The organism is Nonomuraea sp. NPDC051191 (genome assembly GCF_044455665.1).
Taxonomy (GTDB): domain Bacteria; phylum Actinomycetota; class Actinomycetes; order Streptosporangiales; family Streptosporangiaceae; genus Nonomuraea.
The window spans coordinates 18,876-33,695 of record NZ_JBITEZ010000022.1 but is presented as its reverse complement, the minus strand read 5'-3'; the positions used below and the strand labels follow the sequence as shown (position 1 = coordinate 33,695).

Below are 14,820 nucleotides of genomic sequence, written 5' to 3'. Positions count from 1 at the left end.
ACAACGCCCTGTGGAAGCACGACTGCGCGTCCCTGATCGGAGGCGAAGACCGCCGGCCCGACGTCTTCAGCCTGTTCGAGAGCGCGGGAGAGGTGTGCGCCGCCCTGCCTGGTGGATGCGGTGCGGCGCTTTGTCTCCGGCGCACTCGCCGCGCACGACGCCCGCCCGTCGGCTCCGCCGGCGGTCGTCGCGGGCAGTCGCTCGCCGGTGTGCCCGTTCGGCATCACTGTGGTCGAGCCGGAGCCCGACCAGGAGGATCCAGACCGCTACTCGGTGCTGATCCACGGCAGCGGCCTGTGGGTCAAGGACAGCAAGGTGACCGTCGACGGTGTCACGCGCAGCGCGAGCTTCCTGTTCGGTGAGTCAGGCCGCGCCTGGGACGGCTGTCTGCAGATCGACTTGCCCGAGAACATCCAGCAGACGACGACGTTGGAGTTCTGCGTCGAGAACGACGGCACCAGGACCTGCAGGAAGCAGACCCTGAACCCGCTCGGCCCGACCCCGTCATCGTCCCCCTCGGAGCAGCAGCCGCCTGACTCCACCCCAGAGCCCTCTGAGGTCTCCTCCTCGTGAGCCGGCCGCGACGGCGCGTCCCCCCGCGCGCGCCGGCCACCCGCCCGGCGACCCGCCAGGCAAGGCCCCCCGCCGGGCCGGCGCCGGCCGCCGTGCGGCGGCCAGGAGACGGATGGCTCCGCTAGCGGTCCTCCGCACCGCAGGCCGGCTGGTAGGGGAAGTCCGGGAAGTCCGTCGCCCATTCCTCCCGGCCGAGCCCGTGGCCGACCCGCTCGCAGACGGTGCTCGCGGCCCCGGCGGCGCTGAGGTCGTAGCGCTGGAAGGGCAGGTGTTTGCCGGCCACCGACAGCGCGTCGCCGCTGAGGGACAGCGCGAGGACCGCGCCGCCCGGCGTGGCGAGGGGCGGGCCGACAGGCCGGCGGCCCTGTTCGAACTGCACCACGCGCGCGCCCGGGTCGGTGGAGGCGTTCGCGACTGCCAGCACCTTGCCTGAGTGCTCGGCGATGCACTTGTAGCCGCCATCGGCGGGCTCCAGGCGGAAGATCTGGTTGGTCCGGCCGTGGGGGGTCCACTGGATCACCCAGCCACCGTCGGACATGTCGCATTCCTTGATGTCGAGGGCGAGCCCGGACTTCTTGTTGATCAGGGTGGCTCGGACCGGGATGTCCATGAAGGTCCTCTCGAACTGGACCGGGAGGTGGCGATGCGCCGCCTTGTCTCCAAGAAGAGACGATTACGCACCCGAAATCACCCTCCGGCGGTGACCGCTTCCGGACAGAGGCCCCGCAGCAGGAAGGCGGCAGCCCTCTGAGGCCCAAGCCTCCGGCCGGCTCAGAGATCCGAACTCCGTACAGGCTCAAGCCGCATCGGCGGCGGCTCGAAGCCGGCCCTCCGGGAACGTTTCTCCGGGTGGAGATCGCGTTGCGAGCGCGGTTTCCGGACCGGCTCCCGCGCGGCCTGAGGTCCCCCGGCCGCGCCGCGCGTCTCGCGTGGGCCGATCGCCGCACATCCTGCGACCGCTCCCCCACCGCTCCCCCGCGCCCCCACCGCGCCCGCCGCCCGGCGTACGTCCTGGCGAGCCTGAGCTCAGTCGACGATCGCGCCGCCGGTCAGGTTGGCGATCGTGCCGGTCATGGCCCCCGCGCGATCCGACGCCAGGAACGCGGCCGTCTCCGCGATCTCGGAGAGCGTCGGCAGCCTCTTGAGCAGCGTCCCCTGCGCCATCGCCCCGCCTTCCAGCATCTCCTGGACCGACTGCCCGGCCGCTGCCGCGGCCTGCTCGAAGAGCTCCCTGGTGTAGGAGCCGGCGGCCGGCGCGTCGACGACGGCGTGCGGACGGATGCCGATGACCCGGACGTTGCTCGGTGCCAGCTCCGCGGCCAGAACCCGGGAGAACGCCTCCTTGCCGGCCGCGCTCACGGCGTGCCCCAAGATGCCGCCCACGGCCAGCTTGGCGCCCGGCTCCGACAGCGTGAGGATCACACCGCCGCGCTCGCCTCCCATGTGCCGGGCCACAGCCTTGCTGGTGATGAACAACGTCCGCAAGAAGCCGTCGATCGGCCGCATGAACTCCTCCAGGGACAAATCCGCCAGCGTGGTCCCCTGGTCGTGCTGGACACTCACGGCGTTCACTGCGATGTCGATGCCGCCGGCCGTCGCCGCGACCGTGTCGGCGTGCTTGTCGACCGCCTCTTGGTCGAGCACGTCGACCAGGGCGGTCTCGGCCGTTCCGCCCGTGGCGGCTGTGTCACGGGCCACGGCGTCGAGCTTGGCCTGCGTCCGACCGGCGATGAAGACCCTCGCGCCTTCCCGGGCGAAGACCCGTGCGACGGCTCCGCCGATCGCGCCGCCGCCTCCGTAGATGACGGCGTTCTTGTCCTTGAGCAGCAATCCGCTCATCGGTGACCTCCACATGATCGTTCTTCCGGATGGACAGGCAGGCTCCGTGGTCGCGGCCATGAAGCCACCCGGCACGCGAGAGCGCACTTGCGTGATGCAAGCGAGGTTAGAGGGGTAGTCTTGCATGACGCAAGTTCTCCCTTGGGAGGTGGAGTCGCCATGCTGGGCAGGACGTACGACACGCAGGTGTGCTCGGCCGCCAGGGCGCTGGAAGTCGTCGGCGAGCGATGGAGCCTGCTGATCGTGCGTGACGCGCTGTTCGCCGGGGCCACCCGGTTCGCCGACTTCCAGCGCCTGGGCATCGCGACCAACATCCTGGCCAAACGCCTGGACAGCCTGGTCGAGGCGGGCGTCCTCGAACGGCGGTCGAGCAAGGAGCCGTCCGATCGGAGCGGCTATTCGGTGACCCGGAAGGGGCTCGACCTGGCACCCGTGATCATCGCGCTGACGGAGTGGGGTGATCGATGGGCGGCGCCCGACGGTCCGCCCATTCTGTATCGGCACACCCGTTGCGGCGGGGCGATCACCGAGCAGACCACCTGCGACACCTGCGGGGACGTCACCGAACTCGCGCAGATCCACGTCATCCACGGCCCCGGCTTCCCTGAAGCCCTCATGGCCTCGCGGAAGAATCGCCCGGATGTCGCCGACCGAGGCAGCCCGACAGCATCCGATGGGCGACCGCGGCCATAGCGGCGACCTGTTCGTCACAGGGGTTGGCCTGGCGCCGTTCCCCGGCGATGTTCCCGGTGATCTCCCTGGTCACCGACCCGTCATCAGGGCGGCGGTCAAGCCGTGGGAGGTCAGCGACGAGCTGTGGGCGGTGATCGAGCCGCTGTTGCCGCAGCGTCAGCGGCGGTTCCGGCATCCAGGGCGTAAGCGGCTGGAGAGCACCTGCCCCAAGAGCTCGGCTACGGCTCGGGCATGACGTGCTGGCGACGCCTGGCCGAGTGGAACGCCTCCGGAGTGTGGCAGCGGTTGCATGAGGTGCTGCTGGATCGGCTACGGGCTGCCGACGCGCTCGACTTCTCGCGGGCTTCGGTGGACTCCTCGCAGATCAGAGCGTTGAAGGGGGGCACAGACGGGTTCGTCGCCGGTCGACCGAGGTCGCGCCGGCAGCAAGCACCACCTGATCACCGAGGCCACCGGCATCCTCCTCGCGATCATCCTGACCGGCGCCAACCGCAATGATGTCACCCAGCTGCGCCCGCTGCTGGACGCCATCCCGAAGGTGCGCGGCAAGCGCGGCCGGCCGCGTCAGCGTCCCGACGCGGTGCTCGCTGACGGCGGCTACGACCACGACAAGTACCGCCGCCTGGTCCGCGAGCTTCAGATTCGCCCGCTGATCGCCGGCCACGGCACCGAGCACGGCTCCGGCCTGGGCAAACGACGCTGGGGCGGTGAGCAGACCTTCGCCCTGCTGCACGCCTTCCGACGCTTGCGAATCCGCTGGGAAGACGGTTGCAATCCACTTCCGGATATGCCGAAGCGGCTGAGAGGCTGGCCGAGCAGTACGAGAGCGTCACGTCCGCAGAGGTTCACCGCGAGATGCTGCACTTGTTCCCCGCACGGCCGAGCTGAGTGCTGGACATCGGTGCGGGCAGCGGCCGCGATGCGGCGGCGTTGGCGGCACTGGGCCATGAGGTCGTCGCCGCCGAACCCACCGCTGAACTTCGTGCGCGGGGGGAGGCTCCGCACGCCGGCCAGGATCTGGGATGGGTCGATGACGCGCTGCCGGACCTGACGGAACTACGCGGCACCCACGGCCTGGAGCTGATCCATCTCGCTGAGCGCGTCGATCCACATGACCGCCAGGACGTCTCGTGGACCTGGCTGGCGTTCCAGACGGCCGCCCACTCGGGGGCGACGGCCTGAACCGTCCACAGGCGCCTGACCGGCCGACCCATCGACGATCTCGCCGCCCAGCCATCGCATCTACCCAGGCCGGCAAGCAGGCGATCCGCCGGGCGGACAGATGACGATCTTCCCGGTGGCCCTGCCGGCCGCCATCCTGCCCGGCGTCCTCGGCGGCCCGCGGTGGGGTGACCGCCCTCGTCGCCGTCGTCCTGGCCGCCGCCGTCCTGGCCGTGACACCCGCGATCACCGTACGCCGCCGTACTGGCCCTGGGCGGAGCCCGGCCCGCGTACGACGGCGCTCATCTCACCGGCGCCGGCCTTGTTGAAGGCTGCGGCGATCTCGGCCGCGCGCTTGCGGTCGGCCTTCGGGAACGCCCCCACCGGTGGCTTTGGCGACCTGACGGCCGTGCACCCCTTCAGACGCGTACGGCCGGTTCGGCGGTCGCGGGGCCGGGCAACCGACCGGTGGGCAGGTCGCGCAGGCGCCGCAGCGGACTGGCGAGCAGGATCAGCCCGCTGAGCGCGAACACCGCCAGCATCGCCCACAGCGCCACCCGCACCCCGAACGCCTCCGCCAGCAGCCCCGCCACCACCGCTCCCAAGGGGATGGCGCCGAAGTTCACCACCTGCACACTCGTCGAGACCCGGCCCATCAACGCATCCGGCACGTACGTCTGCACGAACCCGGAGAAGACGACGTTGCCCGCCACGATGCCCGCGACGATCACGATCCCGGCCATGACGAACACCACCAGCCCCACCCCCTGGTCGGCCAGCGGGATCAGCAACCCGACCGGGGCGAGCCCGGCCTTGCCCAGCAGCACCGCCCGCGCGCTGCCGAAACGCGCCGCCATCCGCCGCGCCACCGCCGCGCCGACGACCCCGCCCAGGCTGGTGGCCGCGATCAGCACTCCCGTCACGCCAGGGTTCACGCCGATCTCGCCGACCAGGAAGACGACCAGGAGCGACTGGTAGCCGGTCAGCGCCAGGTTGGCGACGCAGCCGTACAGGGTGTTGCCGCGCAGCAGCGGGTCGTGCGCGACCGTGCGCACCCCCTCACGGATCTCCGGCAGCAGCCGGCGCCGCGACCGCTCGGGGACGGGCTCGGCATGCCTGATGCGTGACAGGCAGAGCGCCGACACGGCGAAGGTCACGGCGTCGACGACCAGCCCGCCGAGCGCCGAGAGGAGCTGGGCGAGCAGCCCGGCCAGGCCGGGACCCATCAGATTGGCCACCTGCTCGCTGCCCTGCAGCTTGGCGTTGGCCTCCAGCAGGTCGGGCCCCGCGACGAGGGAGGGCAGGTAGGCGCGGTAGGCGGTGGCGAAGAAGACCTTGGCGATCCCGGCGACCAGGGCGACGGCCAGGAGCTGGCCGACCGTCAGCCGACCGGCCACCGCCGCCAGCGGCACGCTCACGAAGGCGGCCAGCGACACCCAGTCCGCGGCGAGCATCACCCGGCGGCGCGGCAGGCGGTCGATCCAGGCGCCCGCGGGCAGCCCGATGAGCAGCCACGGCAGCCAGGCGGCCGCCGACAGCAGGCTGACCTCGAACGCCGAGGCCCCCAGGACGGTGATCGCGACCAGGGGCAGTGCCACGGTGGTGACGGCGCTGCCCAGGCTGCTGGCGCTCTCGCCGATCCACAACAGCCGGAAGTCCCTGTGCTGTAGCAGGCCGAACCGGCTCCCCGGAGTACGGGTCACGGACGCCCCGGCACGGCCCTGGCGAAGGTGAAGACCGTACCGCGCTCGCGGCCGTCGTCGGGCAGATCGCGCCCGGCCCACCTGTCGATGACGGCCTGCAGCTCGGCGGCGAAGTCGGCCAGCTCCTCGTCGGTCACCCGCAGCCACCCCTCCGTGGAGAACGGGCCGAGCGGCCAGCGCTCCTGCTCCTCCTGAGGCTGGTCGGCCCAGCGCCGCACGTGCCCGGTCTGCCGCTCCAGGTTGAGTGACTCCAGGGCGCGGGCGATCGTCTCCCCGGCGGCGTCGCCGGTGAAGTCGGCCGAGGACCAGCACAGCGTGGGGGTGGTACGGCGCCACCACCGCTCGCGCCGATCGCGAGCCAGCTCAGGGGCCTCCTCGATCAGCCCTGCGGCGGCCAGGGCCCGCAGGTGGTGGCTGAGGTTGCCGACGGCCTCGCCGGTGTGCCCCGACAGGCTGCTGGCGGTGCCGGGGCCCTCCAGTTTCAGCAGGTCGAGCAGGCGGCGGCGCAGGGGATGCGCCATGGCGGCGAGCACCCGCGAATCGGTGATCATGCGGTGCACCATATACGTACAAGAGTTGTTGCACAATGATCCTTGTGTATTCCGTTGGAGACTTCCCCAGGACCACAGCCATGCCTGGACGCAGGACGGCGGCGTCCGCGTGGCAAATCCGGCGGCCATTGCTCAGCCGTCGGAAAGCATCGGCAACAAAGAGATCACTGACCGCCTACCCGCTCCGGCCGGGCCGGCATCCGCAGGCGCTCGTCGGCGGAGTTGCGGCGGGCCGGGCTGATCAGCCCGGTGACCATCATCACCGCGATCCGATCGAGGCATCGTCGATCGCCTCGACCTCCAGGCTTCGGGTGACCGCCGGTGGCGTCGCCGTCCAGCGATGACACCTCGACGGACGAGAGGTGGGCGGCCCGAGCGCTTCCTGATCGTTCTCAGGCCGGCCAGGTAACTGTCCGGGCCCGTCGCCGTCGGCGTACCGTGGGAGCCGGGCACCGGGCTGATCGGCCTGTGCAGTGTCCTCGCGGTACTGACGGCCGTGCTGCCCGCGATCCGGATCAAGACGGTGGTCATTCCCCGAGGCTGAGGCGATTCGGCGCGGAACCGCCGCTCCCCACCGCGCCGCTGCCCGGCGGCGAGCGGGAAACTCCGAGGTGGACCGGCACTTCAACGGCCTGATCAGTGGCTGGGTGAGCGGGGCATGGTCATCCGGGCGCAGCGGATCGCGGCAGCCTTCGCCGCGCGAGTCCGGGCTCCTGGAGTCGTACCGGGCCGGGACCCTGCCCTTCGAGGGCGTCGTCGGGGTTGAGAAGCAGGCAGGCCTTCATCGACAGGCAGCCGCAGCCGATGCAGCCGGTGAGTTCCTGTTCGAGGTTCTCGATGGCGCGGCGGCGCTCTTCCAGCTGCTTCTTCCAGATGCGAGAGACCCGCTGCCAGTCCTTGTGGGTGGGGGCACGATCGGCGGGCAGCGTCGTGAAGACCTCGGCGACGTCCGACAGCGGGATGTGCAGGCGCTTGGCCACGATGATCAGGGATATCCGGCGCAGCATGTGCCGAGAGAAGACCCGCTGGCCGCCGATGCCGCGTTCGCTGACGATCAAGCCTTTGCGTTCGTAGAAGTGCAGCGCGGAGGCGGCTACGCCGGTCCGGCGGATGACCTCCCCGATGGTCAGGTGGTCGTCCGGGCCGGCGCGCACGGTGAGTCTCCTTCGTCGTGATCGGGACGGCGGGGTGGTCAGGTGGTTTCTCCGGATGTCTTGGCGCTGTCACGGATCAGGGCGATCACGATGACCGACAGCACGAGGCAGAGTAGTCCGATCCCGAGCTGGGTCAGGTGCCAGGACCAGGTGAACGCTTCGAGCTCCGCGGTCTCGGCCCCACGGGTGAGGCGTCCTGCGCCGACCGCGGCGGCGCGTGAGGTGTCACCCAGCTTCGCGGCGAGAAGACCGGCCAGGGAGGCACCGAACGCGGCGATCACGAGGGCCTCTGCCGCGCCACGCAGGGTGTTCAGAAATCCGGCCGCCATGCCGACGGCGTCGGCCGGGACCAGGGACATGGCCTGGCCGTCGGTGATGCCGAAGGAGGCTCCCATGCCGACGCCGATCATCACCATCGGGGCCGCGACGGTGGCGACCGCGTGATCGGCGTTCAGCGCCGTCAGCCACAGGTTCCCGGCCACGACCAAGGCCAGAGCGATCACGATCAGCAGGCGAGCCGGGACTCCCTTGTTCACCAGGGTCACCGCCACCATGGGAACGACCAGCACGGGCGCGGTCAGCAGCAGCATCGCCGCCCCCGCGGCCGAAGGGGACAGCTCTCCCGCTGACTGCAGATAGGTGGGCAGGAACACCAGAACGCCGAGGAAGCCGATCGAGGTGGTCAGGGTCGCGAGGCTCCAGCCCAGGAAGGCCCTGTTGGCGACCAGGGCAGGGGCCAGCACCGGAGCGGGGCTGCGTCGCTGCAGGACGCCGAACAGGGCCAGGCAGGCCAGGCCGGCGATCTCGCTGATCAGGATGACCGGGTGCAGCCAGCCGAGCGCGGGTGCCTCCAGCAGCGCGAACATGAGCAGGGACAGCGCGGCGACGAACAGGGCGCTACCGGCCCGGTCGACGGGGCCGCTGACGTCCGCCCGGGACTCGCGGGCACGGGTGGCGCCCAGGCCCACCAGCAGGCTGACGACGGCGTAGACCGCGAAACCGCCCCGCCAGCCCGTGGCGTCGATGAGTAGCCCCGACAAGGTGGGGCCGATGGCGATGCCGATCCCGGCCATGGTCCCCATCAGCGCGAAGGCGCGGTTGCGGGCCGCACCGTCGTAACTGGAGGCGAGAATGGCTCCACCGGCGGCCATGATCCCTGCTCCTCCGGCGCCGGAGACGATGCGGGCGGCGTCGATGACGATGATCGACGGGCTCAGCGCCGTCACGAGAAATCCGGCCGCGAAGACCAGCGCCGCGACGATGAACACCCGGCGGCGGCCGACCCGGTCGGCGGCCGATCCAGCGATGAGCGTCATGGCCGCGAAGGCGAGGTTGTATCCGGCGACAACCCAGTTCAGCGAGGCTCCGGAGGCGTCGAGATCGCTGCCGATGCTCGGCAGCGCGACCGCGGTCCCGGAGATGGACATCGCCACGATGACGACGCCGACCAGAACCAGCGGAAGCGTCAACCGTGACGGTGGATTCGTCGTGGCGGAATCTCGGGATGGGCCGGTGGTGGTGTCCATGTGGTGTTCGCTCCCTCAGGTCCATTGGACGACGGCGAACAGCCCATCACCTCAACCATGGTTGAGGGCAAACACGCAGGTCAGGAACGGGAACGTCGTCATGTCCCCAGACCGCGGTGCCCCAGTTCGGGCGAGACGTCGGCGAGCGATTCCACCACCCGCTCCCCCGCCTCATCCCAGGTGCGCAGGGTGAGCACCCCGTCCAGGGCGGCCTCCTCCGCGTTGGGCCAGGGCCGCGCCCGGGTTCCGGTGGCGATCAGCAGCCGGTCGAAGGGGAGCGGATCACCGTCGGCCAGGGCGGGCGGGGCTCGTCTCCCACCACGGTCAGAGAGCCGGTGAAGCCCTCCTCGCGCAGTGTCTCGGCGGCCCGCAGCCCCGCCAGCGACGCGCCGACGATGACGATCCTGCCCTTCCGCAGGTCATCGGCCACTGATGCTCACCGCCTCGCCGAGGACGACGGCCTGGACCGGGCACGCCACCGCGGCCTGGCGCACGCGCTCCAGCTGGTCGTCGGGGACGGCCGGCGTGTACAGCAGCGCCTCCTCCCCATGCAGTCGGAACACCCCTGGCGCGAGAAACACGCACTGCGCGTAGCCCTGGCAGCGGGTGAGGTCCACGACGATCCGCATCCCGCCATTCCCTCCGTCACCTCACCCTTGTTCCTGTCCGGAGCAGCAGCAAAGGGAATCGGACAATCGGGGATGCGTCCGGTAATCGCGCGGTCCAGGCCCGCACCTTCGGGACACGTCAGGAGCGTTCGTGAGCGACCGCCCGTGGGGACGTCAGCCGTGCGGACAAGGCCCAGCGGCCGGGACCGAACGCGGCGATGAGCAGGAACCCCCAGCAGAAGAGAGCGGCCTTCTCACCGCCGTTCTCGATCGGGAACAGCGCTTGGGGCTGGTGAACGACGAAATAGGCGTAGGCCATGGTGCCCGAGCAGATGACGGCGGCGGCGCGGGTGGCCACTCCCAGGACGACCAGGACGCCGGCGACCAGTTGGATGACCGCGGCCCACCACCCCGGCCACTCCCCGAGGCTCGGTGCGGGCCCCTGAGGTCCGCCCAGGACGCCGAAGAGGGTGGCCACGCCGTGACAGGCGAACAGCAGACCCGTCACGAAACGATAGAAAGCCAGGAACAGACCCTGCCGTTCGAGCGGCGTGTCCATCGGGACGTTGTTTCTGACCCTGTCCATGACGCCGCCCAGGCGTCCTGGCCGGGCCGGCGAGTGTTCACGTTCCGTAGTCATACCGATCTGTTCTCCCGAACGAAGATCAGAAGACATGAGAGCACTCACGTCAGCATCAAGAGTTCGGCATCTCTCCGGCAACCATGAACCACCCACGAGAGAGAGGGACGACTGCCCGTAGAAGAGCAGGCGCCCGTGCGACGATCTCGTGCTTCGTCATGCGCATGCTCGGCGCTCGTCGTGCGCCTCTGCCGTTCCGGCAAGGACGCGGCCGGTACGGGACAGTCCGGCACTGTGTATGGGCAAGCCGTCCGGAAGCCATCACGATGAACTGAGAGTCTTCAGGAAGGACGCCGTCATGTCCGTGCTCTCCACCAGGCTCACCGCGAGATACGCCGTCCCGTACCCGTTCGCCTGCGCAGGGATGGCCTTCGCGGGCGAGACGCCCGATCTGGCGGCGGCGGTCACCAACGCGGGCGGCATCGGCGCGATCGGGGCCGCGCTGCTGCCTCCCGACCGGCTGCGCGAGACCATCCGCGAGGTCAGGGACCGGACGGGGGCGCGCCGTTCAACATCAATCTCATCACCTTCTTCCCCACCGCCGACCTGGTCGAGGTGTGTGTGCAGGAGCGAGTGCCGATCGTCTCCTTCCATTGGGGCCATCCGCCCGCCGACCAGTCCGCCGCCGGGGACGACACCGTGCTCGCGTCGATCTTCGGGCCCGAGTTCCCCCGGTTCAACCCGATGCGCCTGCAGCGCAACCGCGTGGTGGCCGAGTGGAACGACCGGCTCGCGGAGATCCCCGCCGACCTCGACTCGCTCGAACCGGTCGGCACACCTTCGTCCAGGGGCAGGAGACGGCGGTCCGCAAGTTCGGCCTCCTGCCGGCGGTTGCGGGGACGCGGGCCGACTGGGAGGAGATGCCCTGGCTCATGGGGCAGGGCGTGGGCCTCATCCACGACGTCAAGCCCGCCGCGGACATCGTCCGGGACATGATGGAACAGGCCGAACAGGTGTTGACCGGCTTCAGACCCACCACCACGGAGCAGGCCCAGCCGTGATCGACAGCGTCTTCGGCCAGGACTCCGCCTGTCCAGCACCACGATCGTAGGCTCGGCCCGGGACCCCAAGGAGGTGGTGGCCGCGGCCGAGGAGACGCTGGCGTACCTGACGGACCTGTGCGCGGCCAAACGAGCCGACCCCGCCGACGACCTGATCAGCGCCATGGTGCAGATGCACGACGAAGGCGGGCGGATGAGCGACACCGAGCTGGTGAGCACGTCCTGGCTGCTCCTGGTCGCCGGGCACGAGACGACGGTCCACCTGATCGGCAACGGGATGCGCGCGCTGCTCACCCATCCCGGCCAGCCGGCCCGGCTCCGCTCCGACCCCGGCCTGATGCCCGACGCCATCGAGGAGTTCCTCCGGTACGACGGCCCGATCAGCACCTCCACCTTCCGCTTCACGACCGAGCCCGTGACGATCGGCGGGGTGGACATCCCCGCGGGGCAGCTCGTGGTGGTCTCGCTTCTGTCGGCCAACCGCGACGCCGCGCAGTACGACGACGCCGACCGCTTCGACCTCGCCAGGAAGCCGGTCACCACCTGGCCTTCGGCCACGGCATCCACTACTGCCTGGGGGCGCCGCTGGCCCGCGTCGAAGGCGAGATCGCTTCCGTCAACTGCTGGGACGCTTCCCCGCACTCGAACTCGCGGAAGCAGTTGTCCTCCTCCCGACACCCGTCACCGGTGGGCCCGCCCTTCCGGAGGCACTTGCGCGGCTGGCCCGGTTTGACGGGAGGACTTCCCGGGATGCAGTCACGTTCGGCGGCGTGGGCGGCGCTCGGAGCGGTGATCGCACCGGACGGGCCGAGGGCCACTGCTGCGCTGCCCGCCACCGCATGAACGGCGCGCTTCATGGATGACACCTCTCACACGGGAATGAGGTTTCCGCGGGCATCACCGAGGCTCGACCACCGGTGACCGTCTCGCCACTCACCGTAGTTCCGGCCGACAGGAGCGCCCGGCTCCGGCACGGCGACAGAGCCAGATCACGACGCCGGCGTGCCCTCCTGGGTCAGCGCATCGACGGACACCCCGGAAGAGAGAAGCCCTCGGGCGGCGAACCCTCGGCGAACAACATCCGCACCCGGGCCGTGCTCTTGCGCATCTCGTTCATCCCCACCCACCTGGGTGACGACGTCACCGGCTCCGACCGGCCCAACATCGCCTTCCCCTCCGACGGGCAGACCTTCACCCTCGACTCCAGCGGCCTGACCGGTGCGCCTGGGCAGCCCGGCCAGTGGGCGGCGGTTCATTGACGGGATCCCGCGCCCGGCATTCCATGAGATGACTTGAGAGCCGTCAACGCGTGTGCGGGTGGTGCATGTCGAAGGCCGGGCGCTCGGAACGGATCATGGGCATCGTGGTGAAGTTGTGCCGCGGCGGCGGACACGAGGTGGCCCATTCCAGAGAGTTTCCGAAGCCCCAAGGGTCGTCCACGGACACCCACGCCGGTTTGCGCGAGGTCCGCCACACGTTGTAGAGGAACGGCAGCCTCGACAGACCGAGGAGGAACGCGCCGATCGAGGAGATCTGGTTGAGCGTGGTGAACCCGTCGGCGGCGCTGTAGTCGGCGTGGCGGCGCGGGAAGCCCAGCATGCCGAGCCAATGCTGGACCAGGAACGTGACCTGGAAACCGATGAACAGCAGCCAGAACTGCACCTTGCCGAGCGTCTCGTCCAGCATCCGGCCGGTCATCTTCGGCCACCAGAAGTAGAACCCCGCGAACATCGCGAACACCACCGTGCCGAAGACCACGTAGTGGAAGTGGGCCACGACGAAGTACGAGTCCGTCACATGGAAGTCCAGGGGCGGTGAGGCCAGGATGACCCCGGTCAGTCCACCGATCAGGAACGTGACCAGGAACCCGATCACGAACAGGAGCGGTGTGTCGAAGGAGAGGTGGCCGCGCCACATGGTGCCGGTCCAGTTGAAGAACTTCACGCCGGTCGGGATCGCGATCGTCGCGGCGACGATGCCGAAGAAGGGCAGCGCGATGATGTAGACCTCGGGGTGCCCGAAGAACCAGAAGAGATGCTGGTAGATCATGGGCCCGCCGGAGGCGGCGTCGTAGATGTGGGTGCCGAGTTTGCGGTCGGCCTCCAGCGCCAGCAGCGCGGCGGCCAGCACGGGGAAGGCCATCAGCACGAGCATGCTGGTCAGCAGGACGTTCCAGGTGAAGACCGGCATCCGGAACATGGTCATGCCCGGTGCCCGCATGCAGATGATCGTGGTGAAGAAGTTCACCGAGCCGAGGATCGTACCGAGACCGGAGAGCACCAGCCCCATGATCCACAGATCCCCGCCGGGAGAGGGAGAGAAGGTGCTGTGCGAGAGCGGCGTGTACCGTCCGGCGCGCCGATCTGCAGCGGCATGATCACGTTGGCGAAGCCGGCGAAGAGCGGGGTGGCGAACAGCAGCAGCATCGCCGCGCCGTGCATGGTGAACAGCGAGTTGTAGGTGTCGTTGGCCAGGAACTGCATGCCGGGCTGCGCCAGTTCGGCCCTGATGATCAGTGCCATGATGCCCGCGACCGAGAAGAAGGCGAAGGAGGTGATCAGGTACAGGTAGCCGATGACCTTGTGGTCGGTGCTGGAGAGCCACCTGACGATCGTCGAGCCCGCGGAGCCGGTTTCGAGAGCGGGAGGAGGCGTCAGTGACTCGCCACCCGTCGGCTTGTATGTCGCCACCTGCGTTCTCCTTCTACCGGCACGATCCGCATGCAGATGCCTACCCTCAGTGCCTCTCTCTGTAAGTCAAGGCCGGTCCCCTCGATCTCCTATAGCTTCAAGGAGCGGTCAACAGGTCCCGGCCGACAGCGGCGCGGTTGGGAGTGGCGTGCTGCCTGACTCCGGACAGGGCCAGGGCGAAGGATCAGGGGCGGGTCGCGGCGAGTACGGACCTCGTCGCCTGCTTGCCCTGGCCCCCAGTGCGGGTCAAGCCTGGCGCCTTGCTCGATCGACCAGTGCCACGACACCTCGGCCAACAGCGCACCGCAGGCCGCGACCACCGTCGCCGTCGTACCCACGTCGCCGTCGTCCGAGCTGCCCGGCTCGGTGATCAGCACCTCCATCGCACGCCACCCGGGCTCCGCGAGATCGAGGACCGTGCTGCCCGCCACAACGCCCTCCGGTGGTCGCCCGCTGGTCGGCTGCCCGCGTCGCGACGTCCCGCCGATGCCCCCGTGCTCGGGGCGTTTCGGGATGCCGACCAGAGCGAACAACTGGCGCACGTCGCGGGCCATGGACTCCGCGGGCTGGGAGCGGGTGGACATGCGCGCACCGTACAACGACACGCCGCTCCGCTCCCCGGGTTCGCCGTTGGACGACCCGCATGGGCGCCCCCTCACTGTCTCGTCCAGGCGAGAGCCT

General features: G+C 69.9%; 16 protein-coding genes and 3 pseudogenes. 8 read left to right on the top strand and 11 right to left on the bottom strand.

The window, feature by feature from the left end:
- The first annotated feature begins 111 nt into the window (after positions 1-111).
- Entirely contained in the window at positions 112-573 is a 462-nt protein-coding gene (locus ACIA8R_RS44940) for a hypothetical protein (protein WP_397043869.1), read from the top strand.
- 121 nt (positions 574-694) lie between these two features.
- Here the strand turns inward: ACIA8R_RS44940 and ACIA8R_RS44935 are convergent, their stop codons facing one another.
- Positions 695-1,183, bottom strand: a complete 489-nt coding sequence (locus tag ACIA8R_RS44935; RefSeq protein WP_397043868.1) for an RICIN domain-containing protein — start codon at positions 1,181-1,183, stop codon at positions 695-697.
- A 416-nt stretch (positions 1,184-1,599) separates the two neighbouring features.
- Complete coding sequence (locus tag ACIA8R_RS44930; protein ID WP_397043866.1) at positions 1,600-2,412, bottom strand: SDR family NAD(P)-dependent oxidoreductase; 813 nt, start codon at positions 2,410-2,412, stop codon at positions 1,600-1,602.
- 159 nt (positions 2,413-2,571) lie between these two features.
- On the opposite strand from ACIA8R_RS44930, the gene ACIA8R_RS44925 reads away from it, so the two are divergent.
- The 3 genes and pseudogenes from ACIA8R_RS44925 (at position 2,572) to ACIA8R_RS44915 (ending at position 4,287) form a co-directional block, all read left to right on the top strand.
- A complete protein-coding gene (locus ACIA8R_RS44925) occupies positions 2,572-3,105 on the top strand; it encodes a winged helix-turn-helix transcriptional regulator (protein WP_397043864.1) in 534 nt (177 codons plus the stop codon).
- An 82-nt stretch (positions 3,106-3,187) separates the two neighbouring features.
- A pseudogene (locus ACIA8R_RS44920) lies at positions 3,188-3,868 on the top strand (IS5 family transposase); the annotation flags it as partial.
- Positions 3,869-3,993: 125 nt separating this feature from the next.
- Positions 3,994-4,287, top strand: a complete 294-nt coding sequence (locus ACIA8R_RS44915) for a hypothetical protein (RefSeq protein ID WP_397044049.1) — start codon at positions 3,994-3,996, stop codon at positions 4,285-4,287.
- 225 nt (positions 4,288-4,512) lie between these two features.
- Here ACIA8R_RS44915 and ACIA8R_RS44910 read toward each other — a convergent pair whose 3' ends face one another.
- From ACIA8R_RS44910 to ACIA8R_RS44875, 8 genes are all read right to left on the bottom strand, one after another.
- A complete protein-coding gene (locus ACIA8R_RS44910; protein WP_397043862.1) occupies positions 4,513-4,650 on the bottom strand; it encodes a hypothetical protein in 138 nt (45 codons plus the stop codon).
- Between the two features lie 35 nt (positions 4,651-4,685).
- Entirely contained in the window at positions 4,686-5,969 is a 1,284-nt protein-coding gene (locus tag ACIA8R_RS44905) for an MFS transporter (protein WP_364103352.1), read from the bottom strand.
- The gene (locus ACIA8R_RS44900) at positions 5,966-6,520 is read right to left on the bottom strand and encodes a winged helix-turn-helix domain-containing protein (RefSeq protein WP_364103355.1); all 555 of its coding nucleotides are present in this window, start codon (positions 6,518-6,520) and stop codon (positions 5,966-5,968) included. The genes ACIA8R_RS44905 and ACIA8R_RS44900 overlap by 4 nt, the downstream gene beginning before the upstream one ends.
- Before the next feature lie 662 nt (positions 6,521-7,182).
- Positions 7,183-7,674 (bottom strand): redox-sensitive transcriptional activator SoxR, encoded by a 492-nt coding sequence (gene soxR, locus ACIA8R_RS44895; RefSeq protein WP_364103358.1) that lies wholly within the window; start codon positions 7,672-7,674, stop codon positions 7,183-7,185.
- 38 nt (positions 7,675-7,712) lie between these two features.
- Entirely contained in the window at positions 7,713-9,143 is a 1,431-nt protein-coding gene (locus ACIA8R_RS44890) for an MFS transporter (RefSeq protein WP_397043859.1), read from the bottom strand.
- A 313-nt stretch (positions 9,144-9,456) separates the two neighbouring features.
- Positions 9,457-9,630, bottom strand: a complete 174-nt coding sequence (locus ACIA8R_RS44885; protein WP_397043857.1) for a hypothetical protein — start codon at positions 9,628-9,630, stop codon at positions 9,457-9,459.
- The gene (locus tag ACIA8R_RS44880; protein ID WP_397043855.1) at positions 9,620-9,829 is read right to left on the bottom strand and encodes a ferredoxin; all 210 of its coding nucleotides are present in this window, start codon (positions 9,827-9,829) and stop codon (positions 9,620-9,622) included. Before ACIA8R_RS44880 ends, ACIA8R_RS44885 begins: the two co-directional genes overlap by 11 nt.
- A gap of 118 nt (positions 9,830-9,947) precedes the next feature.
- Entirely contained in the window at positions 9,948-10,394 is a 447-nt protein-coding gene (locus ACIA8R_RS44875; RefSeq protein WP_397043853.1) for a DoxX family protein, read from the bottom strand.
- A 292-nt stretch (positions 10,395-10,686) separates the two neighbouring features.
- On the opposite strand from ACIA8R_RS44875, the pseudogene ACIA8R_RS44870 reads away from it, so the two are divergent.
- The 4 genes and pseudogenes from ACIA8R_RS44870 to ACIA8R_RS44855 form a co-directional block, all read left to right on the top strand.
- Positions 10,687-10,932 (top strand): annotated as a pseudogene (locus tag ACIA8R_RS44870) (nitronate monooxygenase); the annotation flags it as partial.
- A 376-nt stretch (positions 10,933-11,308) separates the two neighbouring features.
- Positions 11,309-11,449 (top strand): hypothetical protein, encoded by a 141-nt coding sequence (locus ACIA8R_RS44865; protein ID WP_397044048.1) that lies wholly within the window; start codon positions 11,309-11,311, stop codon positions 11,447-11,449.
- Between the two features lie 76 nt (positions 11,450-11,525).
- Positions 11,526-12,182 (top strand): cytochrome P450, encoded by a 657-nt coding sequence (locus ACIA8R_RS44860; protein ID WP_397043851.1) that lies wholly within the window; start codon positions 11,526-11,528, stop codon positions 12,180-12,182.
- A gap of 361 nt (positions 12,183-12,543) precedes the next feature.
- Complete coding sequence (locus ACIA8R_RS44855; protein WP_397043850.1) at positions 12,544-12,708, top strand: hypothetical protein; 165 nt, start codon at positions 12,544-12,546, stop codon at positions 12,706-12,708.
- Between the two features lie 43 nt (positions 12,709-12,751).
- On the opposite strand, the pseudogene ACIA8R_RS44850 reads toward ACIA8R_RS44855, so the two are convergent.
- Positions 12,752-14,106 (bottom strand): annotated as a pseudogene (locus tag ACIA8R_RS44850) (cbb3-type cytochrome c oxidase subunit I).
- Positions 14,107-14,820 lie beyond the last annotated feature (714 nt).